Raw genomic sequence first — 22563 nt, forward strand, 5'->3', positions numbered from 1 at the left:
TCCATTGATCCTGAATAAGTCCAGATTGCCCTGCACTTAAGTCCAACATATAACGAGGCATGGGAATTTCGGTCGATACCTTCTTTCTGAAACCGGGCGGTCAGGGCACTCTGCAGGCGCAGATCCAGCAGATGATTGCCGAGGGCATCCTGTCAGGCCGCTTTCATGTCGGTGAGAAACTGCCGTCGTCGCGCAAACTGGCCGCGCATCTGGGTGTCAGCCGCATCACGGTGACGCTGGCCTATACCGAGTTGCTGGCAAATGACTATCTGACGGCCAAAGGCCGGTCCGGGTACTACGTGTCACAGAACGCGCCGGTGCCACCGAAATACACACCGGTTCAGCGCAGCGAAGAAACCGTCAACTGGGACGCCGCACTGGCCCGCCGCTTTTCCGAGGGTGATTTTCTGGCCAAGCCACCGGATTGGCGGGAATATAGCTATCCGTTCATCTACGGCCAGGCCGACCGCACCCTGTTTGATCATGCGAACTGGCGCCTCTGCGCCGTTCGGGCCCTTGGCCACAAGGATTTCGACTCGCTGACCGGCGACTACGTGGATCAGGACGATCCGTTGCTGATCGAGTTCATTGCCCGCCACACCTTGCCCCGCCGCGGTATCGCCGCTCGGCCCGAAGAAATCCTGATCACGCTGGGCGCTCAGAACGCCCTTTGGCTGACCTCGCGCATTCTTCTGGGCCATGGGCGCAAGGCTGCGATCGAGGATCCCAGCTACTACGCTCTGCACGAGCTTATGCGCTGCTCGGATGCCTCGATGACACCATTGCGGGTGGACAAGGATGGGCTGCCGCCCGAGTCCATCCCGGACGGCACCGACGTAATCTACACCACGCCCAGCCACCAATGCCCGACAACCGCGACAATGCCCGTCGCCCGGCGTCACGACCTGTTGAAACGTGCCCGCGAACTGGACGCGATGATCGTCGAAGATGACTATGAGTTTGAGATGGCCTTCCTGGGTGCCCCCTCCCCGGCGCTCAAGTCCTTGGACAAGGACGGGCGTGTGGTCTACGTGGGCAGCTTTTCCAAGTCTTTGTTCCCGGGACTGCGGCTGGGGTACATGGTCGGATCCGAACCGTTCATACGCGAGGCCCGCGCGCTGCGGTCGCTCGTTTTCCGACACCCACCCGGCCATATCCAGCGAACGGCGGCCTATTTCCTGTCGCTCGGGCACTATGACGCCCAGATACGGCGTATGTCCAAGGCTTTGATGCAGCGGCGCAAGACGATCGAGGACGCGATCGAGGCGAACGGGTTGACCGTGGCAGGGCGCGGCGTCTTTGGTGGATCGTCGATGTGGATGAAGGCACCAGACCATGTTGACACCGCAGAACTGGCGAAAACGCTTCAAAATCAGAGTGTTCATATCGAGCCGGGCGCTGCGTTCTTCTCGGGGCCGGATCGGCCAAGGAACTATTACCGCCTAGGGTATTCCTCAATCTCGGCTGACCGGATACCCGCCGGAATCGAGCGGGTTGCGGCCGCGATCCGGGCCTGCTGAGGCCACACTGGACCTACTCCGGCGCCGTGTCTGGCCCTAACCCAGATGCCCCCGTTGCGCCAAAACCAATGGCAAGCCAAGGCGTATCGCCTGACCGTTTCCACCATTGCTCGGAGAGCGTCCAAATGAAAATGACGACAGAAGAGGCCTTTGTTAAGGTTCTGCAGATGCACGGCATCGAACACGCGTTCGGGATCATCGGCTCGGCCATGATGCCGATCTCGGACCTGTTCCCCAAGGCCGGGATCATGTTCTGGGACTGCGCTCATGAAGGCAGCGCCGGCATGATGGCCGACGGCTACACCCGCGCCACCGGCAAGATGTCGATGATGATTGCGCAGAACGGTCCCGGCATCACCAACTTCGTCACTGCCGTCAAAACCGCCTATTGGAACCACACGCCGCTGCTGCTGGTCACCCCGCAGGCCGCGAACAAGACCATCGGACAGGGCGGCTTTCAGGAAGTCGAGCAGATGAAGCTGTTCGAGGACATGGTCGCGTATCAGGAAGAGGTCCGCGATCCATCCCGCGTCACCGAGGTTCTGAACCGCGTGATCATGAAGGCCAAGCGCGCCAGCGCCCCGGCCCAGATCAACATCCCGCGTGACATGTGGACTCAGGTCATTGACGTCGAACTGCCCGCGGTCGTCGATTTCGAGCGTCCCGCAGGCGGTGAAACCGCAGTCGCAAAGGCCGCCGAACTGCTGTCGAACGCCAAGAACCCCGTGATCCTGAACGGAGCGGGCGTGGTGCTGGCCAAAGGCGGCATCGAGGCCTCCAAGGCCCTGGCCGAGCGTCTGGATGCGCCGGTTTGCGTCGGCTACCAGCACAACGACGCCTTCCCCGGTAGCCATCCGCTGTTTGCCGGTCCGCTGGGCTACAACGGGTCCAAGGCAGCGATGGAGTTGATCAAGGAAGCCGACGTGGTCCTGTGCCTCGGCACGCGCCTAAACCCGTTCTCGACCCTGCCGGGCTATGGCATGGAATACTGGCCGGCCGACGCCAAGATCATCCAGGTCGACATCAACCCCGACCGGATCGGCCTGACCAAGAAGGTCTCGGTCGGTATCGTCGGCGACGCGGCCAAGGTGGCAAATGGCATCTTGGCGCAGCTGAGCGACACGGCCGGAGACGAAGGCCGCGCCGAGCGCAAGGCCAAGATTGCCGAGAAGAAGTCGCGTTGGGCCCAGCAGCTCAGCAGCATGGACCACGAGGATGACGATCCGGGCACCAGCTGGAACGAGCGCGCACGCGCGGCCAAGCCCGACTGGATGAGCCCCCGCATGGCATGGCGCGCCATTCAGGCCGCGCTGCCGAAAGAAGCCATCATCAGCTCGGACATCGGCAACAACTGCGCCATCGGCAACGCCTACCCGTCCTTTGAGGAAGGTCGCAAGTATCTAGCCCCCGGCCTGTTCGGACCGTGCGGATATGGCCTGCCCGCCATCGTCGGCGCCAAGATCGGCTGCCCGGACGTGCCCGTAGTGGGTTTTGCCGGCGACGGCGCCTTCGGCATCGCGGTGAACGAGCTGACCGCCATCGGCCGCGAGGAATGGCCGGCCGTGACGCAGATCGTGTTCCGCAACTACCAGTGGGGCGCGGAAAAGCGCAACTCGACCCTGTGGTTCGACGACAATTTCGTGGGCACCGAACTGGACACCAAAGTGTCCTATGCCGGCATCGCCCAAGCCTGCGGCCTGAAGGGTGTCGTCGCCCGCACCATGGACGAGCTGACCGCCGCCCTGAACCAGGCCATCGAAGACCAGAAGAACGGCATCACCACCCTGATCGAAGCCCTGATCAACCAGGAACTGGGTGAGCCGTTCCGCCGCGACGCGATGAAAAAGCCTGTGGCAGTGGCCGGCATTTCGGCCGACGACATGGTGCCGCAGCAGGTCTGAGCGGGCACGGAGCTGGAGCGGATGACCCTGACACCCATCGAGTTGTTGCGTCAGCAAGCTCCGGCAATCCGGCCAGTCGTTGCTCTGAGCGAAGGCAGTGATCCCCGCATCGTTGCGGGGGCGCTAGCCGTCCGGTCCGCAGGGCTGTCCGACATCATCCTTGTCGGTCCGCGGGCAGAAATCGAAGCCGAGTTGCTGGCGCAGGGCGCCGCACCGGGCGATGGCCTTTCCATCCATGACCCGACCGAGTCGCCGCTGACCGAGGAGTTCGCGGCCATCTACCACGATCTGCGCCGGCACAAGGGCGTGGATGCGGTGTCTGCCCGGTCCGCCGCCGAAACGCCCTTGGTCTACGCGGCCATGCTGGTCCGGACAGGGCGCGCCACGGGAACGGTCGGTGGCGCTGTCCACACGACCGGTGATGTAGTTCGCACGGCGATTCAGGTGATCGGCCTGGCCCCGGATGCCGGATTGGTGTCCTCGTTTTTCCTGATGTACCCGCCGGACCAGGGCGGACCTGATGCGCGCGCGATGCTGTTTTCCGATTGCGGGCTCGTGATTGATCCGACCGCATCGGAGCTGGCCCATATCGCAGCCGCCTCGGCCCAGTCGGCCCGGGCCATCCTGCGGGAACAGCCGTCGCTGGCGATGCTGAGCTTTTCGACCAAAGGCAGCGCAAGACATCCCGGTGTCGACAAGGTCACCGAGGCAACACGTCTTTTGCGCGAACAGCATCCCGAGCTGCATGTCGACGGCGAGCTGCAATTCGACGCGGCTTTTCACCCCCCCGTCGGCCAGAAAAAGGCTCCGGGATCGACAGTGGCCGGAAAGGCCAACATCATGATCTTTCCCAATTTGGACGCGGGAAACATCAGCTACAAGATCACCCAGAGGATCGGTGGATACATGGCGATCGGTCCGGTGCTGCAGGGTCTGGCCCGACCGGCGAATGATCTGTCCCGCGGCTGCAGCGCCGAGGATGTCGAACAGATGATCGCCGTGACCGTGCTGCAGGCATTGGGAACATGACCATCAAATCTGGCGCCATCGTCAGAACAGTATTCTAAATCCGGGCTGAAAGTGACAAGTTCGTCCCGACGCAAACGACTGGATCCGCAAATGACCCATCAGCAGCCAATCCTCGACACGTCTCCCAAGGTCTCGGACGAGGTTCGCAAGACAACCTGCTACATGTGTGCCTGCCGATGCGGGATCAACGTCCACATGAAGGATGGCAAGGTCGCTTACATCGAGGGCAACCGTGACCACCCGGTGAACAAGGGGGTTCTGTGCGCCAAAGGCAGCGCGGGCATCATGCAGGTCAACGCCCCGTCACGCCTGCGCGCTCCGCTCAAGCGGGTGGGTCCGCGCGGGTCAGGTGAGTTCGAGGAAATAAGCTGGGACGAAGCGTTGGACATCGCCGTCGGCTGGCTCAAACCGTTGCGCGAGGACAACCCCGAGAAGCTCGCCTTTTTCACCGGCCGCGACCAGTCGCAATCCTTCACCAGCTTCTGGGCCCAGAATTTCGGCACCTGCAACTATGCGGCCCATGGCGGTTTCTGCTCGGTCAACATGGCGGCCGGCGGAATCTATACGATGGGCGGCGCGTTCTGGGAATTCGGCCAGCCCGATTGGGACCGCACCAAGCTGTTCATGCTGTTCGGCGTGGCAGAAGACCATGACAGCAACCCGATCAAGATGGGTATCGGCAAGATCAAGGCGCGTGGTGCCCGCGTGATTGGGGTGAACCCGATCCGCACCGGCTACAACGCAGTTGCCGATGACTGGGTCGGCATCACGCCCGGGACCGACGGGCTGTTCATCCTGTCGCTGATCCATGTGTTGATGAAGGCCGGCAAGATCGACCTGGATTACCTGAGCCGCTATACCAACGCCCCTGTGCTGGTAAACGCCGCCGAAGGCCCTGAAAAGGGCCTGTTTCTGCGGGACGCGGACGGCAAGCCGTTGGTGATTGACCGGGTCACGGGGCAACCGACGGCCTTCGACAAACCGGGCGTCCGGCCGGACCTGACCGCCACCTATGAAATGGACGGCATCACCCACCGGCCGGTCTTTCACCTGATGGCGGAAAAATACCTCAGCGACGAATACGCCCCCGAAGCGGTGGCCGAGGATTGCGGCGTGCCCGCCAGCCGGATCCGCGCCATTGCCGGTGAACTGGCGCGCGTCGCCTTTGACGAGGCCTTTGAGCTGGACCAGGAATGGACTGACTTCCGGGGCGAAAAGCACAGCAAGATGATCGGCCGGCCGGTGGCCATGCACGCGATGCGCGGCGTTTCGGCCCATGCCAACGGATTCCAGACCTGCCGCGCGCTGCACGTGCTGCAGATCCTGCTTGGCACGATCGAAGTCCCGGGTGGGTTCCGCTTCAAGCCGCCCTATCCGAAGCCGGTCGAAGCGCACCCGACCCCCCATTGCAAGGTCACGCCAAACTCGCCCCTGGACGGCCCGCATCTGGGTTTCGTGCGCGGCCCCGAAGATCTGGCCCTGAAGGCCGATGGCAGCCCGGCGCGCATCGACAAGGCCTTTACCTGGGAAAACCCGATGTCCAGCCACGGGCTGATGCACATGGTGATCTCGAACGCTCACGCGGGCGATCCCTACAAGATCGACACGCTGTTCATGTACATGGCCAACATGTCCTGGAACTCGACCATGAACACTAAGGGCGTGATCGAGATGCTGACGGACAAGGATGACAACGGAGACTACGTGATTCCGCGGATCATCTACTCCGATGCCTATTCCTCGGAAATGGTGGCCTATGCCGACCTGATCCTGCCCGACACCACCTATCTGGAGCGGCATGACTGCATCTCGCTCCTCGACCGCCCGATCTGCGAGGCCGACGGCGCCGCAGATGCGATCCGCTGGCCGGTGATCGAACCCGATCGCGACGTGCGCGGATTTCAGACGGTGCTGATCCAGCTGGCCAACAAGCTGGGTCTGCCGGGTTTCACCGATGAGGACGGCTCGGCCAAGTATACGGACTACGCTGACTACATGGTCAACCATCAGCGCAAGCCAGGCATCGGCCCACTGGCTGGATTCCGCGGCGCAGATGGCTCGCAGGTGGGTCGAGGCGACGTGAACCCGAACCAACTGGACCGCTATATCGAGAATGGCGGCTTCTACCTGGAACACATCCCGGACGAGGCCCTGTTCTACAAACCCTGGAACGCCGCCTATCAGGACTGGGCAGTGGGAATGGGCCTGTATGACAGCCCGCAACCCTACCTGTTCCAGCTCTATTCCGAACCGATGCGCAAGTTCCAGCTGGCGGCCGAAGGCCATGGTGACCGCCAGCCCCCCGACCACCTGCGCGGCCGCATCACGGAAACCATGGACCCGCTTCCGATCTGGTACGAGACCGACCAGACCGGAAACGAAGGCTTCACCGTAAACGCCCTGACCCAGCGCCCCATGGCGATGTATCACAGCTGGGGCACGCAGAATGCCTGGTTGCGGCAACTGCACGGGCGCAACCCGCTTTATGTTCCCACCAAGCTGATGCGCGAACAGGGACTGAAGGACGGGGACTGGGCCAAAGTCAGTTCTCCGCACGGAGAAATCACTGTGCCGGTGATGGAAATGGCGGCGTTGAACGACAACACCGTCTGGACATGGAACGCCATCGGTAAACGCAAAGGGGCATGGGCGTTGCAGCCCGACGCACCCGAGGCGACCAAGGGTTTTCTGCTCAACCACCTGATCCACGAACTGCTGCCACCCAAGGGCGACGGTCTTCGCTGGGCCAATTCCGACCCGATCACCGGACAGGCCGCGTGGTTTGACCTCAAGGTCAAGATCGAAAAAGCCGAAGCACCGGCAGACGCCCAAAGCCAACCGGAATTCCCGCCAACCAAATCTCCGGTCGGCACCGGCCCCAAGGATCTCGCATGGAAGGTTGGCAAATGACGCTGCCCCACACTCCATTTGGCCCGCAATACTCCGGGGATGAATTGAGCCGAGCGGCTCAGGAGGGGGCTGCCCCCCTTTCGGCCCCGGCCCTCGACAAAGAGCAGACGCCATGACCCAACTTCCCCAATCCACCGAGCGAAAAATGGGCCTGGTCATTGACCTGGATACCTGCGTCGGCTGTCATGCCTGCGTGATCTCCTGCAAGGGCTGGAACACCGAGAACTACGGCGCCCCCCTGTCCGATCAGGACGCCTATGGCGCGGACCCCTCGGGCACATTCCTGAACCGAGTGCACTCCTACGAGGTGCAGCCGGCCGAAGGTGCCGCCCAGCTGATCCATTTTCCCAAGTCCTGCCTGCATTGCGAGGATGCGCCCTGCGTCACCGTCTGCCCCACCGGCGCCAGTTACAAGCGGGTCGAGGACGGGATCGTACTGGTCAACGAAAGCGACTGCATCGGCTGCGGCCTGTGTGCCTGGGCCTGCCCCTATGGCGCGCGCGAACTGGACGCCGCAGAGGGCGTCATGAAGAAATGCACCCTGTGCGTCGATCGCATCTACAACGACAACCTGCCCGAGGAAGACCGCGTTCCCGCCTGCGTGCGGACCTGCCCCGCAGGCGCCCGCCATTTCGGTGACTTGGGCGACCCCAACAGCGAGGTCAGCCAACTGGTGGCCGAGCGCGGCGGAATGGATCTGATGCCCGAAATGGGCACCAAACCGGTCAACAAATACCTGCCACCCCGCCCCAAGGATACGGTCGAAGAGCAGATCGACATCCTGGCGCCCCTGCTGGCGCCGGTCGCCGACGAACCGAAGGGCTTCCTTGGCTGGCTGGACAAGGCATTGGAGAAGCTCTGACATGCATCCCGCACCTTCCGTCATCCTGTTCACCACTCTGTCGGGGCTGGGCTTCGGCCTGCTGTTCTTCCTGGGCCTCGGCTTTCCGAATGTCTCGGGCTGGGTGGCCTTCGTGTTCTTCGCCATCGCCTATGCGCTGTCCGTGGGTGGGCTCATGGCCTCGACCTTTCACCTCGGCCACCCCGAGCGCGCGCTCAAGGCGTTTACCCAATGGAAGACAAGCTGGCTCAGCCGCGAGGGCTGGTGCGCAGTTCTGGCCCTGTTGGTCATGGGGCTCTATGCGATCGGCGTGATCTTTCTGGACCAGCGCTGGTCCGGTCTGGGTCTGATCGGTTCGCTGCTCTCATTGGCGACCGTATTCACGACCTCGATGATCTACACCCAACTCAAGACGATCCCGCGGTGGAACCTGACGCTGACGCCCGTGATGTTTCTGAGCTTCAGCGTGGCCGGTGGCGCGCTTCTGGCGGGGCAGACCGCATTTGCGATCCCGCTGCTGTTGATCGCCGCGCTGGTTCAGATTCTGTACTGGCGTTCGGGCGATCAGGCCTTGGCCAACTCGGGAACCAATCTTGGTACGGCAACTGGCCTTGGCGACAGGGGTTCTGTCCGCGCGTTTGAACCGCCGCATACAGGAACCAACTATCTGCTGCGCGAATTCGTTCACGTTGTCGGACGCAAACACGCAGACAAGCTGCGGGCCATTTCCTTTGCCTTGGCCTTCGTGGTTCCCGTCGGCCTGTTGATCCTACCGTTCAACCACTTGGTCGGAACGCTGGCGGTGCTGTCTCATATGGCGGGTATCGCGACTTCGCGCTGGCTGTTCTTTGCCCAGGCCGAACATGTGGTCGGGCTGTACTACGGCAAGCGCTAAGTCGCTCTGCAGACAAGCAAGGGGCGGTGCCGGTTCTCCCGGACACCGCCCATTTTCTTTCGGAACGCGCCTGATCAGATCAGGCCCGCATGCTCCATCGCGGCATCAATCGCGGCCTTTGTGCTGTCTTCCAGCGTCGTCAGCGGCGACCGCACTTCTTCGGTGCAGCGTCCCAGTTTGCTGAGCGCGTATTTCGCACCCACCAGGCCCGGTTCGATGAATATAGCCTCGTGCAACGGCATCAACCGATCCTGATATTCCAGCGCCGTCGCATAGTCGCCCGACAGGGTCGCCTGCTGGAACTCGGCGCACAGCTTTGGGGCCACGTTCGCGGTGACCGAGATACAGCCAACACCACCATGAGCGTTGAAACCCAGGGCCGTCGCGTCCTCACCCGAAAGCTGGCAGAAGTCTTTGCCGCAGGCAGCGCGCTGCTGGCTGACGCGGGCAAGATCGCCCGTGGCGTCCTTGACACCGATGATCCGAGGCAGTTGCGCCAGCGCACCCATGGTGTCCGGGTTCATGTCGATGACCGAGCGGCCCGGGATGTTGTAGATGATGATCGGAATATCCGCACAGTCATGCAGCGCCCGAAAATGGGACAACAGGCCTTTCTGAGTCGGCTTGTTGTAGTAGGGCGTGACGACCAATGCCGCATCCGCACCCACTTTCTGTGCGAATCGCACGAACCGGATGGCTTCGACCGTATTGTTCGACCCGGCCCCGGCGATGACCGGCACGCGCCCCGCGGCGGCCTTGACCACCTCGGCCACTACGGTTTCGTGTTCCTCGTGGCTCAGCGTCGGGCTTTCGCCGGTCGTGCCGACGGGCACCAGACCGGTCGACCCTTCGGCAATCTGCCATTCCACCAATTGTTTGAGCGTATCCAGGTCCAACTCGCCGTTGCGGAACGGGGTGACGAGAGCTGGCATCGAGCCTTTGAACATGGAACGCTCCTTGAGGTTCAATCGTGTGATGTGCGTCGCGGGCCGACACGAATTTAGGTTTCTTGAGTTGATCCCGGCGGCGCAAGGTTTATCCTGAATGGCTGTATCCTCGGTTGGTCGGGAAATGCAAGGGATGACACGGATTCTGTCGCTGATCGCGACGATGATTCTAGCTTTGACGCTTCAAACTCAGGCCGTGCGGGCCGATGTGGTGTCCGATCTTCGGGCCGCAATGTCCGAAATGCGCAAAGGCGACTGGAACGCCGCCTTGCGCGTGGCCGGCACCCGCGGCTCGGTCGCGCGCGACATCATCGTGTGGCACTGGCTGCGCCAAGGGTTCGGCAGCTCTGGCGATGTTCTGGTCTTTCTGGACCGGCGGCCCGATTGGCCGGGCCTTGCCTGGCTGCGCCGCAAAAGCGAGCCGTCCTTTACCGGCGCGGACCCGGACCGGGTGCTGAAGTTCTACAAGGACAACCCGCCACAGACTGCCGAAGGAGCTCTGAACTATGCTGTGGCACTGAAGGCCAAAGGCCGAACCGGTGAGGCCGAGGCGGATATCGTCACTGCCTGGCGGACGATGCCGATGGGTTCGGGCCTGCAGCAGGACTACGTTCAGAACTTCGGGTCACTGCTGAAACCGCATCACGAGGCTCGTCTGGACCGGATGCTGTGGGATGGTCATCTGATCAGCTCGGCCCAGATGCTGCCGCTGGTCAGCGAAGACTACCGCAAACTGGCCGAAGCGCGGATCGCCCTGCAAAAGCGCCAACCCGGCGTGGATGGCAAGGTTGCCGCCGTTCCGAAGGCGCTTGCCGATGATCCGGGGCTGGCCTTTGACCGGTTCGTATGGCGGGACCGCAAAGAGCTGGACGACAGCGCCATTGATCTGATGCTGGCGCGCTCGACCAGCCCGCAGGCACTGGGGGAACCCGACAAGTGGGCCGAAGGGCGACGCAGGCTGGCTCGGCTGGAAATGCGTCAGGGTGATGCGAACCGGGCCTATGCCATCGCTGCCAATCACCACATGACACCCGAGATGGGATATGGTTATGCCGACCTCGAGTGGCTGTCGGGTTTCCTGGCTTTGCGCAAGCTGAACGACCCGGCCACAGCCGTTCGGCATTTCCAGAACTTCCTGGGGGCTGTGAAGTCTCCGATCTCGATGGGTCGGGGCGGGTATTGGTTGGGCCGGGCCTACGCCGCAACCGGAAACGCCGAGAAAGCCTACGAGGCTTATGCAATCGGCGCCGACTACCAGACCTCGTTCTATGGCCTGTTGGCTGCAGAACAGATCGGACGGCCATTTGACAGCGACCTGGCCAACCCGCGCCGGGCGCCCCATTGGAAACAAGCCGAGTTCGCCAAGTCCAGTGTGCTTGAGGCGGGGCTGCTGCTGATACGAGCTGGCGAGCCTGAATTGGGCGAACGGTTCCTGACGCACCTGGTCGAGAGCCTGGATCCGGTGCAGGCTGGCCAGCTGGGTGATCTGGCAGTCGAGTTGAAGGAGCCGCATCTGGCGGTAATGATCGCCAAACGGGCCGCGACGAATGGAGTCGTATTGCCCGCAGCGTATTACCCGGTCCATCCCGTTGCGGATATCGGATTGCCAATGGCCAAGGAAATGACCCTGGCCATCGCCCGCCGCGAAAGCGAATTCGACCCGGTCGTGATCAGCGGTGCCGGCGCGCGAGGCCTGATGCAGGTGATGCCTGCGACCGCCAAGCTGGTCGCGCAGGAACTGGGCATTCTCAGCGGTCATCAGACGGGACGTTTGACCTCGGATTGGCGATACAACGCCAAACTGGGGGCAAACTATCTGGCCGGGCTGGCTGCCGAATTCAACGGCAACGTCGTGATGATGGCCGCAGGTTACAATGCCGGCCCCAATCGCCCGAAATCATGGATGGACCGCTACGGCGACCCGCGAACCGGCGCGGTGGATATCGTCGACTGGATCGAGACGATCCCCTTCAACGAGACCCGCAACTATGTGATGCGGGTGACCGAGAGCCTGCCTGTCTACCGCGCAAGGCTGGGCAAACCCGCGCTGCCGATCCCGTTCTCGCAGGAGTTGGTCGGATCAACCCTGTCGGCGTTCGCGCCATAGGGTGAACAGACCCGCCGCCACCACCAGCCCCGCCCCCGCGACCACCGCGGGGCGCAGGGTCTCGTCAAAGATCGTGATGCCCAGGATTGCGCTCCACATCAGGTGGAAATAGGCAAAGGGCTGTACGGCGCTGGCCTCTGCCATCTCGTAGCACTTGATCAGCAGCCAATGCCCCAAAACGCCGGTAATGCACAGCAGCCCCATCCAGAACCAATCCCGCGGCACCATCGGCTCCCAGAACCACAGGCCGATGCAGGTCATGATCAATGCACCGACGATCCCGGTCCAGAAGAAACTGGTTGCGGTGCTGTCCTGACGTGCAGCATAGCGGGTCAGCAGACCGTAGAACGCAAACATCAGCGCCGAGATCAAGGGGATCACTGCCCACGGATTGAAAACGCCCATGCCGGGCTGCAGAATGATCAGCACGCCAACGCATCCGACCCCGATGGCCGACCAGCGCCGCCAGCCGACCTTCTCGCCCAGCACCGGCCCGCTGAGCGCGGCGACCAGAAGCGGATAACAGATGAACACCGCCTGGCTCTCGATCAGGCCGAGAATGGTAAAGCCGTAGACGGCGACGCAGATCTCGCCGGCAAGCAGCAGGCCGCGCAGGATCTGCAGGCCCGGTTGCCGCGTCCGGGCGACGGCCGCCAGACCACCGGGTGCACGCGCCGCCAAGGCAATCACGAAAGCCGCAAAGAACCAGTATCGCAGCATGACCACCATGTAGGTGTTGTACGTGCCGGCCAGATGGCGCGAGATGCCGTCCTGCAACGCAAACACGATCGTGGCCGCGATCATCAGCGCAATACCCGCCCGCACATTGTTTGTCTGGGTCATGCCTTGGTCGCCCGCGTCATGTGCCGTTTGCGGCCGTATCCCGGCGCGCGGGATACCGAAAACCCGGCTTCCTGCAACCCACGCCGCACGAACCCGGCTGCGGTATAGGTGGCGGCCGTCCCTTCGGGCGCTGTATGGGCCGCCACTTGCCGTATCAGTTCCGGCTGCCACAGCTCAGGGTTCTTGGCGGGCGAGAACCCATCCAGGAACCAGACATCGGCGAGCCCGTCCCAAACAGGCAGGGTCTGGCGGGCATCACCTTCGATCACGGTCAGACGCAGCGTGTCCAAATCACAGCCGCCACCCTGCCATCGGTCAAGGAACCGGTCGGCCCAGGGCGCCAGCTCGGGAAAGGCCGCAAGCGCGCGCTTCATATCGGCAGGGGCCATCGGAAAGGCTTCGAAACTGGTGAACGTCAGCGGACCCGATTGTCCGGACTTCTCCCATTCCGACCAAGCGGTCAGCATGTTCAGTCCGGTTCCGAACCCCAGCTCGGCGATGTGAAAACCGGGGGCAAAGCGAGCGGGCAGATCGTTGCCTTGCAAAAAGACATGACGGGTCTCCTCCAGTCCGTTCTGAAGGCTGAAATAGGGGTCGTCGAAACGATCAGAAACAGGGACTGTCTCATCCCTCCACGACAATTTGGCGCGCTGGTCTGCCATCGGGAATTCCTGTAGCTAAGCGGCGCGACACTGAACAAGGAAAAGGGGATTGGCAATGGTCGATGTGACGATCCGCGGGGCTGGTATATTTGGCCTGTCCATCGCCTGGACTTGTGCGCGACGTGGCGCCAGGGTCCGGGTCGTCGATCCTTACGGCGCGGGTTCAGGGTCCAGCGGCGGGCTGGTGGGTGCCCTTGCCCCGCACGTTCCGGAAAACTGGAACGACAAGAAGGCATTTCAATTCGAAAGCCTGCTGATGGCCGAACCGTTCTGGCGACAGGTTGAAGCCACCGGCGGCGTTTCGCCCGGCTATGCGCGTCTGGGGCGGATCCAGCCCATCAACGACCCAAAGAGCCTCGACCTGGCGCATCAGCGTGCGGCCTCGGCCCGCGACCTGTGGCAGGGCCGGGCCGAATGGACCGTGGTCGAGGCGCGCTCGGTCGGATCATGGTGCCCGCCCAGCGCAACGGGTTTCGTCATCCACGATACGTTGAGTGCACGCATGCATCCACGCCGGGCCTGCGCAGCGCTGGTGGCCGCGCTGGCCGTGATGGGGGTTGAGGTCGTGCCAGAGGCCCCGGACACCGGGGCAGTCATTCATGCGACCGGGGTGTCCGGCCTGTTGGAGCTGTCCGATGCTTTCGGAAAGACGGTCGGAAACGGGGTCAAGGGACAGGCGGCACTGCTGCGGTTCGACGCGGGCCAGGTGCCGCAGCTGTTTGCGGAGTCGATCCATTTCGTGCCCCACGCCGACGGGACACTGGCCATCGGCTCGACGTCCGAGCGGGACTATGACGACCCGACCGGCACCGATGCTGCGCTTGACGATGTGATCCAGCGCGCGTTGCAGGCAGTTCCAGTTCTACACGGCGCGGAAGTGATCGAGCGTTGGGCCGGAGTCCGCCCCCGCAGCAAGAGCCGAGCGCCGATGCTGGGCGCACACCCGCTGCACAAGGGCCAGTTCATTGCCAATGGCGGCTTCAAGATCGGGTTCGGCATGGCCCCAAAGGTAGCCGAGGTCATGGCAGATCTGGTGCTGGACGGACAGGATTCGATCCCCGAAGGCTTCCGCCCCGAGGCGTCACTGTGACCGTGGAAGGGCCACGGCCTGCATGCACTGCCGCCCGTCCGGGCCGCGGACCCAAAAATCGTTCCCGTTTCGGCACAGCGTGGCAGGCTCGAAATGCATCAGCGGAGAGGACGCGCGAAAGGAAAACTCGGCCAGCGGCCCCATGAGATCAGTGGCAAGCAGCATCAGGTGCTGCGCCAGAAGCGGTCCATGAACCACCAGCCCGGCATAGCCTTCGACATCGCGGGCATAGTCAAGGTCATAGTGGATGCGGTGGCCATTGAAAGTCAGCGCCGAATACCGAAACAGCAGCGTGGTATCGAACGCGACCTGGCGCAGCTCTGTTTCGTCCGTCCGGGCAACCGGGGCCGCTGGTTTTGGTGCATCGGCCGAGTGGTCCTCGCGATAGACAAGGTCCTGCCATTCGGTCAGGCACAGCGTGTCGTCCTGCCAGATTTCGTGCTTGAGGGTCACAAACCCCAAGGGCCCAGTCCGTCCGGTCTTGGTGCTCACATTGCTCAAGGTCGAGCGGCGTTCGGCTGGTGTGCCAGCAATCAGCGGAGCGGCGAACCGCAGTCGCCCACCGGCCCACATCCGACGCGGAAGACCGAGGTCGGGGACCAGCCCTCCGCCCACCGCGGGATGGCCGTCGCGCCCCAAGCCCTCGGGCGGGCGCGGCGACCAGAAAAACAGCTGGTGAAAGAACGGCGGCAGCGACGTGCCCATCCCGATCGAAGGTGCCTGCCCCAACGCGACCTGAAACGCCGCCGCCCGGGCAGGGTCCATCACGTCGTATTGAATTTCCAAGGAAACTTGATCCGTCATGGCCGCACCCTAAGCAGGCTCGGCCAGCACGACAAGGCTCAGAAACCTGCTTCGGCCCGCAGCTTCTCCATCAACTGGCCCAGCGTCCGTTCGTAGCGGTCGCTGCGCAACCGACCTGAATCGTCGAACTCGTTCGAGCTGTCGGCCAGATGAATTTCGGGGCCCTGCAGGATGCGCGGCTGAAATGGCACCATGAACGACCGCAGGATCATCTGCGCCCGTTCGCCTCCGGCCCGGCCCGCCGCTGCTGACATCACCGCAACCGGTTTGTCGGCCCAGGGATTGCCCTTGGTCCGGCTGACCCAGTCCAGCGCGTTCTTCAGAACGCCTGACGGCCCCTTGTTGTATTCCGGAGTGGAAATGACCACCGCATGGGAACCGGCGATCTGATCCGCCAGGATCTGAACTTCGGCCGGGACCCCCTCGGCCTCCTCAGCATCTCCATCATAGAGCGGCAGGTTCAGATCAGCTTCGATGAACGTTCCCGCGCCGAACAGGCGCGCCGCTTCGCGGATTAGGCGTCGATTGGTGGCGTTCTGCCGCAACGAGCCGGACAGGCCCAGAAGGATCGGTTCGGACATCAGGATATCTCCGTCATGTGTTTCGGCTGCAGTTTAGTCATCCCGACCGCAAACCATAGCCCGCCTGACGCGCAGTCAATGTGCAAAAAGAAAGGGGCCGCTCGCAGCGGCCCCCGGCGGTTGGCTGTTGATCGGCTCAGGCGTTGCCGCTTGGCACGATCACGATCTCGACCCGGCGGTTCTGCGCCTTGCCCTCGGGCGTCAGGTTTGAGGCGATCGGTTGGTTTTCACCACGACCGATCGTGGCGATGCGCGCATAGCTGACGCCATTGGCCTGCAGAACATCCGCCACCGCATTGGCGCGGCGTTCGGACAGGATCTGATTGTAGCCGGCTTCACCATCGCTGTCGGTATGCCCGATGATCTGTACGTTCGAGTTGGGATAGTTCACGAGGTTCTGCCCCACGCGGACCAGATCCGCTCTCAGCGCAGGCCGGACCGTGGCGCTGTCGGTGTCAAAGGTGATGTCATTCGGAACCGTGACGATCAGCCGGTCTCCGGCGTTGACGATCGTGATACCGTCATTGGCCAGTTGCTGACGCAGTTCGGCTGCCTGCCGGTCCAACTGGTTGCCGATCAATCCGCCACCGGCAGCACCAATGGCCGCACCGGCAACGGCACCCAGCCCAGGGTTCGAGTCATTGGCGATGGCGCCAACACCGGCGCCAATCAGACCGCCCAGCAACGCTCCCTGCTTGGCGTTCTGGTTCGGGTCGTCCTGAACCCGCAACGTACCGGGGTCGGTACAGGCCCCCAGCACAAATGCGGCGCTCAGCCCGACCGGCAGCAAGAATCTGGAAATTTTCATGGGTTCACCTTCTGCTCCTGCACCCGTTTTTCCGGGTTACGTGTTTGACGTGATTATAGCACGCCTGACACAAACAGGCTCAAGCGACAAAAACGTGAGATCGGCGAATACCCGCCGCCCTCAAGGCGCTTAGAAATCCGGCAGAGCGCGAAATTTCATCGATATGCCATCCTCGGGGTGTTTGACGCGCAATTCCTCGGAATGAAGCATCAGCCTGGCGAAATCGCGCGCTGGTCCTTCGGCATAGAACGGGTCGCCCAGGATCGGATGGCCCAGTGCCTGCATATGGACCCGCAACTGGTGCGAGCGACCGGTTTTTGGAAATAGGCGAACGCGGGTGGTGTCCCCGTCGTACCGGACGACCCGCCAATCCGTGACTGCCGGCTTTCCGGTTTCGTGGCACACCATCTGGCGCGGCCTGTTGGGCCAATCCACGATCAACGGCAAGTCTACCGTGCCGGTCTTTGGTTCCACCCGGCCCCACACACGGGCGACGTAGGTTTTTCGTGTCTGCCGGTTTTCGAATTGCTGCCCCAGATACCGTTGAGCGTGCGGTGTCTGGGCAAAGATCATGACGCCTGAGGTATCGCGGTCCAACCGGTGGACCAGCAAGGCCTGCGGAAATGCGGCCTGCACACGGACCAGCAGACAATCGGCCAGGTGCTCTCCACGGCCGGGCACCGACAGCAGGCCCGCCGGCTTGTTCACCACGATCACCTGCGCATCCTCGTGCAGCACGTCCAGCGGCGTTTTGGGGGGATCATAGGTATCGCTCATGCGGGCTGCCTATCGCAGGGCGCCGCCTCTCGCAACGTCGTCCTTGCGATGAGAAGGCTTCTCGGCAACTCTCGCGCCAGGCAGAGGAGATGACATGCACCCGACGATCGAACGAATGCAGGAAGTGGTCGCCAAGGGCGACGAGAGCCTGATCCATGAATTGCTGGCCGAAGACGTGCAGTTCCTTCCGCCGACCTACTACAGCACCTGGACAGGCCGCGCCCCGGTGGCGGCGGTATTGGGTCATGTCGGACAGGTTTTTTCCGAGTTTCGCTACCGCCGGATCATGGGCGATGGCAAAGACTGGGCATTGGAGTTTCAATGCAAGGTGGGTGAACTGGACGCTGTTGGCGTTGACCTGATCAAGCTCAACGATGACGGGTTGATTCAGACATTCGAAGTCGCCATGCGTCCCTACAAGACCGTTGGCGCCCTGCGCGAGGCCATGATGGCGCGCGTCATGAAAGATCCCCGGTTCCTGGAATTTCGGAACGCTTTGAGCTGAGCCACCCGTGCCCATTGCCGCCGATCAGCTTCTGAGAGTTCCGCTGCTGCCGGTGCTGGCGGCACAGGCTCTGCTGGTGCGGCGAAGGGCCGTGCAGCTGCCCGAACCTTCCGGTGCGCGTGAGGGCCGGCAAGGCCGCGGGCCGAGACTGCGCCTGCTGATCGCCGGCGACAGTTCAGCCGCAGGCGTTGGGGCAGGCACTCAGGAACAGGCGCTGTCGGGCCAGCTGGTGAAACGGCTCAGCCGCCAGTTCAGCGTTGAGTGGCGCCTTGTCGCAACGACCGGCCACACGACCGGTAACGCGATCGAAGACCTGCGCAGGATCGAAGGCCAGTTTGACGCGGCTGTTACGGCCTTGGGCGTCAACGACGTCACCCGAGCCGTGACCTGCAACCGGTTCAAACGTCAACAGGCCGAGTTGATGCGCTTGCTTTCCGTCGATCTGGGCGTGCGGACTGTGATCGTGACGGGCGTCCCGCAGATGGATCGGTTCCCGGCGCTACCACAGCCCTTGGCATGGATTTTGGGACGCCAATCCGCGCGCCTTGACGAAGGGCTGAGAGAGGTGATCGCGAGCTTCCCCAAGGCCCGGCATTTGGCGCTGCACCTGCCCGACGATCCGGCCCTGGCGGCTGTGGACGGCTATCACCCAAGCCCCAAAGCCTATCGCCTTTGGGCCGAGCAGGCCGCGCGAATGATCCTCGATCAGGTCTGACCGCGCACCTGACGGATCATGGGCACTGAATACACTACCAGTGCGGCCCAGATCAACGGAAAGGCAATCATGCGCCCGCGGTCGATCTGCTCACCAAACAGCGTGATCGCCGTGATGAATATCATGGTCGGCGCGATGTACTGCAGGATACCCATGGTCGAAAGCCGCACCAGCTTGGCCCCGTTGGCATAGACCAGAAGCGGAACGGCGGTCACGATACCTGCCCCGGCCAACAGCATGGTATCTGTTGCGGCGCCTCCAAAATGTCCGGTACCCTCCGCGCCCAACCAGGTCACATAAGCCAGCGCGGGAACCAGCAAAATCAGAACCTCAAGCAGGAATCCCTGGTTTGGTCCGATGGGCAACGAGCGCTTGAAGAACGCGTAAAATCCCCAGCTGACCATCAACCCCAGCGCCGCCCATGGCAGACGGCCGGCCTCGACCACCAGAACCAGAACGCCCAAGGCGGCAAGCCCCACGGCAATCAACTGTGTTCGGGTCAGGGACTCGCGTAGCAGGATCGCTCCCAGCGCTATGCTGAACAGCGGGTTAATATAATACCCCAGCGCCGCGTCCAGAGCGTTGCCACTGGCGATCGCCCAGACGTAGATAGCCCAGTTCACCGAAATCAGGGCCGCCGTCAGGCATGCCATTCCCAACATGCGCGGATCGCGCAGCGCCGCCTTCAGATCACCGGTTCGCCCCAGCGCGACCAGCAACAGCCCGGCCACCGGCACCGACCAGATGATGCGATGCGCCACGATTTCGACGGGACCGATATGCGCCATTGCCTTCATGTAGAGCGGCAGAAAACCCCAAAGGACATACGCCGTAACAGCCAGCGCAAGGCCTTTTGGCGAATCCGTGTTCTGGGCTTGGGTCGGGCGCTCGGCCATGAATGGTCTCCAGCTGATACCCCCCGTCTTTAGGCAAAGTCCCTTGCCATTGAAACTCAGAAAAGCTTGAAGACGCTCATAACGAATTGTGATGGGTCGGCGGCCCTATCGTCCGGTGTGCGACCGGCAGAACCATGTTCGGCTATGCTTGGTTTTCCGGTAAAGTCTTGGCCAGATGGAGGCCTCGTCAAGAACCTCCATCCGGCGCTATGCAATTGCATAGGAGCAACGCCCCCAACCCGCCATCAGACCTTCACACGTTCGGATTTCGGATCGTACATGGGTTTGAGCGACGCCTCGGCGCGGACCTTTACTCCGCAGACGTCAATCTCGTAGGTCGAGGACAGCACGTCGGCCGCGCTTTCGCCCTTGCAGGGGACATAACCCATGCCGATCGCGCCACCCAAAGTGTGGCCATAGTTTCCTGAGCTGATGTAACCCACATATTCGCCATCGCGGATAATCGGTTCGTTGTGGAACAGCAGCGGTTCAGGGTCGGTCAGCTTGAATTGCACCAGCCGGCTGTGGGGGCCGCTGTCCTTGCGGGCAATCACCGCATCTCGGCCAATGAAATCACATCCCTTGTCCACCTTGACGGCAAAGCCGAGACCGGCGTCCACAACGTGATCTTCGCAGGTAATGTCATGACCGAAGTGACGGAAGCCCTTTTCGATCCGGCAGCTGTCCATCATGTGCATACCGCACAGCTTCAGGCCCATGTCTTGCCCGGCCTCGTGCAGCGTTTCGAAAACGTGCCCGGCCATATCCGACGACACGTAGACCTCCCACCCAAGTTCGCCCACATAGGTCACGCGGTGAACGCGTGCCAGGCCCATTCCGATCTCGATTTCCTGCGCGGTGCCAAATGGGTTTGCCGCGTTCGAGAAGTCGTTGGGCGAAACTTTTTCAAGCAAGGTCCGCGCGTTGGGCCCCATCACCGCCAGAACGCCTTCGCCTGCCGTGACATCGGTGATGACCACATTGAAATTGCCCGAATGACGCATCATCCACGTCTGGTCGGCCAGTCGCGTCGCTGCCGGGGTCACGACCAGATAGGCGGTCTCGGAAAGGCGGGTCACGGTCACGTCTGCCTCGATCCCGCCATGCCGGTTCAAGAATTGGGTGTAGACGATCTTGCCGTTTGGAACCGCGTAGTCGCCGCCACCGATATAGTTCATGAAAGCCTGGGCATCGGGGCCTTCGACCCGGATCTTTCCGAAGGAAGACATGTCATACATGCCCACGTTCTCGCGCACCGCGCGGTGTTCGGCGGCCGAGTTCTCGAACCAGTTCTGGCGCTTCCAGCTGTAGCGGTATTCGCGTTCCTGCCCCTCAATGGCGAACCAGTTGGCACGTTCCCAGCCGGCCAACTCGCCAAAGACGGCGCCGTTTTCCTTGAGGTGGTGATGGAACGGCGTCCGGCGCACGCCGCGCGCGGTGGCTTTCTGGCGATAGGGGTAGTGGTCGGCATAGAGCAGGCCCAGCGTTTCCTTGGACCGCTCGAACAGATACTGCTTGTTGCCCTGGAAGGGCTGCATCCGGCTGATGTCCACGTCGCCCAGGTCAAAGGGTTTCTCGCCGCTTTCCATCCATTCGGCCAGCGCCATGCCCGCGCCGCCCGCAGACTGGATCCCGATCGAGTTGAACCCGGCCGCGACCCAGACATTGTCCATCTCGGGCGCAAGCCCAAGGTGATAGGCGTCGTCGGGCGTGAAGGACTCAGGGCCGTTGAAGAAGGTATGAATCCCGGCCTCGGCCAGCATCGGCATCCGGTTGCAGGCGGCCTCGAGGATCGGTTCGAAATGGTCGAAATCCTCGGGCAGTTGGTCGAACTCGAAACTATCGGGAATTCCGTTCATGGCCCAGGGCTTGGCATTCGGCTCGAACGCACCCAGAAGGATCTTTCCGGCATCTTCCTTGTAATATGCGCATTCGTCCGGCACCCGCAGAACCGGCAGCTGGGTCAGCCCGTCGATGCCCTCTGTCACGATGTAGAAGTGCTCGCAGGCATGCAGTGGTACATTGACACCTGCCATGCGCCCCACCTGATGGCCCCACATCCCGGCGCAGTTCACCACCATATCGCATTCGATATGGCCCGAGGCGCTGCCGTCATCCGCCATCCAGTCGACGCCGGTAACTTTGCGGCCCTGCTTTGCGATCTCGGTGACTTTTACCCGTTCCTTGACGACGGCGCCGCGCTGACGGGCACCCTTGGCCAGCGCCAGCGCGATATTGGCCGGGTCGCCCTGCCCGTCCAGCGGCAGATAGACCGCGCCCTTGACCCCATCCAGATTCAGATGTGGATAAAGTTCGGCCACGCGTTCGTTCGAGATCTCTTCGACCTCGACCCCGAAGGCGCGGGCCATGGCGGCCTGGCGATAGATCTCTTCCTTGCGCTCATCCGTCAGCGCCACGGTGATCGAGCCGCAGCGTTTGAACCCGGTAGCGACACCGGTTTCCTCTTCGAGCGCGCCATAGAGTTCCTGGCTGTACTTTGCCAGTTTGGTCATGTTTGCGGTGGCCCGCAGCTGTGCGATTAGGCCCGCCGCGTGCCAGGTCGTGCCGCTGGTCAGCTGCTTGCGCTCCAGCAGAACAACGTCGCTCCAGCCTTTCTTGGTCAGGTGATAGGCCACCGAGCATCCGATCACACCGCCACCGATGATCACCACGCGGGCCTTGCTGGGAAGATCAACCATTCCGAAGTCTCCAATCTCGAGTCGGCTTCAGAA

General features: G+C 62.5%; 19 protein-coding genes. 10 read left to right on the forward strand and 9 right to left on the reverse strand.

Annotated features, from left to right (window positions below; translation table 11 throughout):
* Positions 1-59: 59 nt before the first annotated feature.
* From pdxR to ACR0NB_RS10860, 6 genes are all read left to right on the forward strand, one after another.
* The gene (gene pdxR, locus ACR0NB_RS10835) at positions 60-1520 is read left to right on the forward strand and encodes a MocR-like pyridoxine biosynthesis transcription factor PdxR (RefSeq protein WP_170439354.1); all 1461 of its coding nucleotides are present in this window, start codon (positions 60-62) and stop codon (positions 1518-1520) included.
* Positions 1521-1645: 125 nt separating this feature from the next.
* On the forward strand, positions 1646-3421 hold the full coding sequence (gene xsc, locus ACR0NB_RS10840) for a sulfoacetaldehyde acetyltransferase (RefSeq protein ID WP_093964302.1): 1776 nt from the start codon (positions 1646-1648) through the stop codon (positions 3419-3421).
* A gap of 21 nt (positions 3422-3442) precedes the next feature.
* Positions 3443-4450 (forward strand): phosphate acetyltransferase, encoded by a 1008-nt coding sequence (pta, locus tag ACR0NB_RS10845; RefSeq protein WP_480775658.1) that lies wholly within the window; start codon positions 3443-3445, stop codon positions 4448-4450.
* A 90-nt stretch (positions 4451-4540) separates the two neighbouring features.
* Positions 4541-7360, forward strand: coding sequence for a molybdopterin oxidoreductase family protein (locus ACR0NB_RS10850; RefSeq protein WP_170525769.1), 2820 nt, complete (start codon positions 4541-4543; stop codon positions 7358-7360).
* Between the two features lie 112 nt (positions 7361-7472).
* A complete protein-coding gene (locus ACR0NB_RS10855; protein ID WP_480775659.1) occupies positions 7473-8222 on the forward strand; it encodes a 4Fe-4S dicluster domain-containing protein in 750 nt (249 codons plus the stop codon).
* A 1-nt stretch (position 8223) separates the two neighbouring features.
* A complete protein-coding gene (locus ACR0NB_RS10860; protein ID WP_480775660.1) occupies positions 8224-9096 on the forward strand; it encodes a dimethyl sulfoxide reductase anchor subunit family protein in 873 nt (290 codons plus the stop codon).
* A 74-nt stretch (positions 9097-9170) separates the two neighbouring features.
* Here the strand turns inward: ACR0NB_RS10860 and dapA are convergent, their stop codons facing one another.
* Positions 9171-10043, reverse strand: a complete 873-nt coding sequence (gene dapA / locus ACR0NB_RS10865; protein ID WP_170360872.1) for a 4-hydroxy-tetrahydrodipicolinate synthase — start codon at positions 10041-10043, stop codon at positions 9171-9173.
* Positions 10044-10176: 133 nt separating this feature from the next.
* On the opposite strand from dapA, the gene ACR0NB_RS10870 reads away from it, so the two are divergent.
* Positions 10177-12150 carry a lytic transglycosylase domain-containing protein gene (locus ACR0NB_RS10870; protein WP_480775661.1) on the forward strand — a complete coding sequence of 658 codons (1974 nt, stop codon included), beginning with the start codon at positions 10177-10179 and terminating at the stop codon, positions 12148-12150.
* On the opposite strand, the gene ACR0NB_RS10875 is transcribed toward ACR0NB_RS10870, so the two are convergent.
* Both ACR0NB_RS10875 and mnmC2 read right to left on the reverse strand, forming a co-directional pair.
* Positions 12124-12993: a DMT family transporter gene (locus ACR0NB_RS10875; protein ID WP_170596568.1), complete on the reverse strand. Its 870-nt coding sequence runs from the start codon at positions 12991-12993 to the stop codon at positions 12124-12126. The genes ACR0NB_RS10870 and ACR0NB_RS10875 overlap by 27 nt on opposite strands.
* Positions 12990-13655: a tRNA (5-methylaminomethyl-2-thiouridine)(34)-methyltransferase MnmC2 gene (gene mnmC2, locus ACR0NB_RS10880; RefSeq protein ID WP_480775662.1), complete on the reverse strand. Its 666-nt coding sequence runs from the start codon at positions 13653-13655 to the stop codon at positions 12990-12992. The genes ACR0NB_RS10875 and mnmC2 overlap by 4 nt, the downstream gene beginning before the upstream one ends.
* A gap of 55 nt (positions 13656-13710) precedes the next feature.
* On the opposite strand from mnmC2, the gene ACR0NB_RS10885 reads away from it, so the two are divergent.
* Entirely contained in the window at positions 13711-14745 is a 1035-nt protein-coding gene (locus ACR0NB_RS10885; protein ID WP_170370028.1) for an NAD(P)/FAD-dependent oxidoreductase, read from the forward strand.
* On the opposite strand, the gene ACR0NB_RS10890 is transcribed toward ACR0NB_RS10885, so the two are convergent.
* The 4 genes from ACR0NB_RS10890 to ACR0NB_RS10905 all read right to left on the reverse strand — a co-directional run bounded on the left by ACR0NB_RS10890 (position 14737) and on the right by ACR0NB_RS10905 (position 17715).
* Positions 14737-15549, reverse strand: coding sequence for an HTD2 family dehydratase (locus ACR0NB_RS10890; protein ID WP_480775663.1), 813 nt, complete (start codon positions 15547-15549; stop codon positions 14737-14739). The genes ACR0NB_RS10885 and ACR0NB_RS10890 overlap by 9 nt on opposite strands.
* Positions 15550-15587: 38 nt before the next feature.
* Positions 15588-16130: an NADPH-dependent FMN reductase gene (locus ACR0NB_RS10895; protein ID WP_170439715.1), complete on the reverse strand. Its 543-nt coding sequence runs from the start codon at positions 16128-16130 to the stop codon at positions 15588-15590.
* 136 nt (positions 16131-16266) lie between these two features.
* The gene (locus ACR0NB_RS10900) at positions 16267-16938 is read right to left on the reverse strand and encodes a YiaD family glycine zipper/OmpA-like lipoprotein (RefSeq protein WP_170341353.1); all 672 of its coding nucleotides are present in this window, start codon (positions 16936-16938) and stop codon (positions 16267-16269) included.
* Positions 16939-17067: 129 nt separating this feature from the next.
* Positions 17068-17715, reverse strand: a complete 648-nt coding sequence (locus ACR0NB_RS10905) for an RluA family pseudouridine synthase (RefSeq protein ID WP_480727951.1) — start codon at positions 17713-17715, stop codon at positions 17068-17070.
* Between the two features lie 94 nt (positions 17716-17809).
* Between ACR0NB_RS10905 and ACR0NB_RS10910 the strand changes: the two genes are divergently transcribed.
* Positions 17810-18220 (forward strand): nuclear transport factor 2 family protein, encoded by a 411-nt coding sequence (locus ACR0NB_RS10910; RefSeq protein WP_170360856.1) that lies wholly within the window; start codon positions 17810-17812, stop codon positions 18218-18220.
* Positions 18221-18227: 7 nt separating this feature from the next.
* Positions 18228-18935 carry an SGNH/GDSL hydrolase family protein gene (locus tag ACR0NB_RS10915; protein ID WP_480775664.1) on the forward strand — a complete coding sequence of 236 codons (708 nt, stop codon included), beginning with the start codon at positions 18228-18230 and terminating at the stop codon, positions 18933-18935.
* Here ACR0NB_RS10915 and rarD read toward each other — a convergent pair.
* Positions 18926-19831: an EamA family transporter RarD gene (gene rarD / locus ACR0NB_RS10920; protein WP_170360854.1), complete on the reverse strand. Its 906-nt coding sequence runs from the start codon at positions 19829-19831 to the stop codon at positions 18926-18928. The two genes, ACR0NB_RS10915 and rarD, sit on opposite strands and share 10 nt — an antisense overlap.
* 245 nt (positions 19832-20076) lie before the next feature.
* Entirely contained in the window at positions 20077-22530 is a 2454-nt protein-coding gene (locus tag ACR0NB_RS10925; protein ID WP_480775665.1) for a GcvT family protein, read from the reverse strand.
* Positions 22531-22563: the final 33 nt, after the last annotated feature.

Source organism: Ruegeria sp. CG3 (assembly GCF_056537205.1).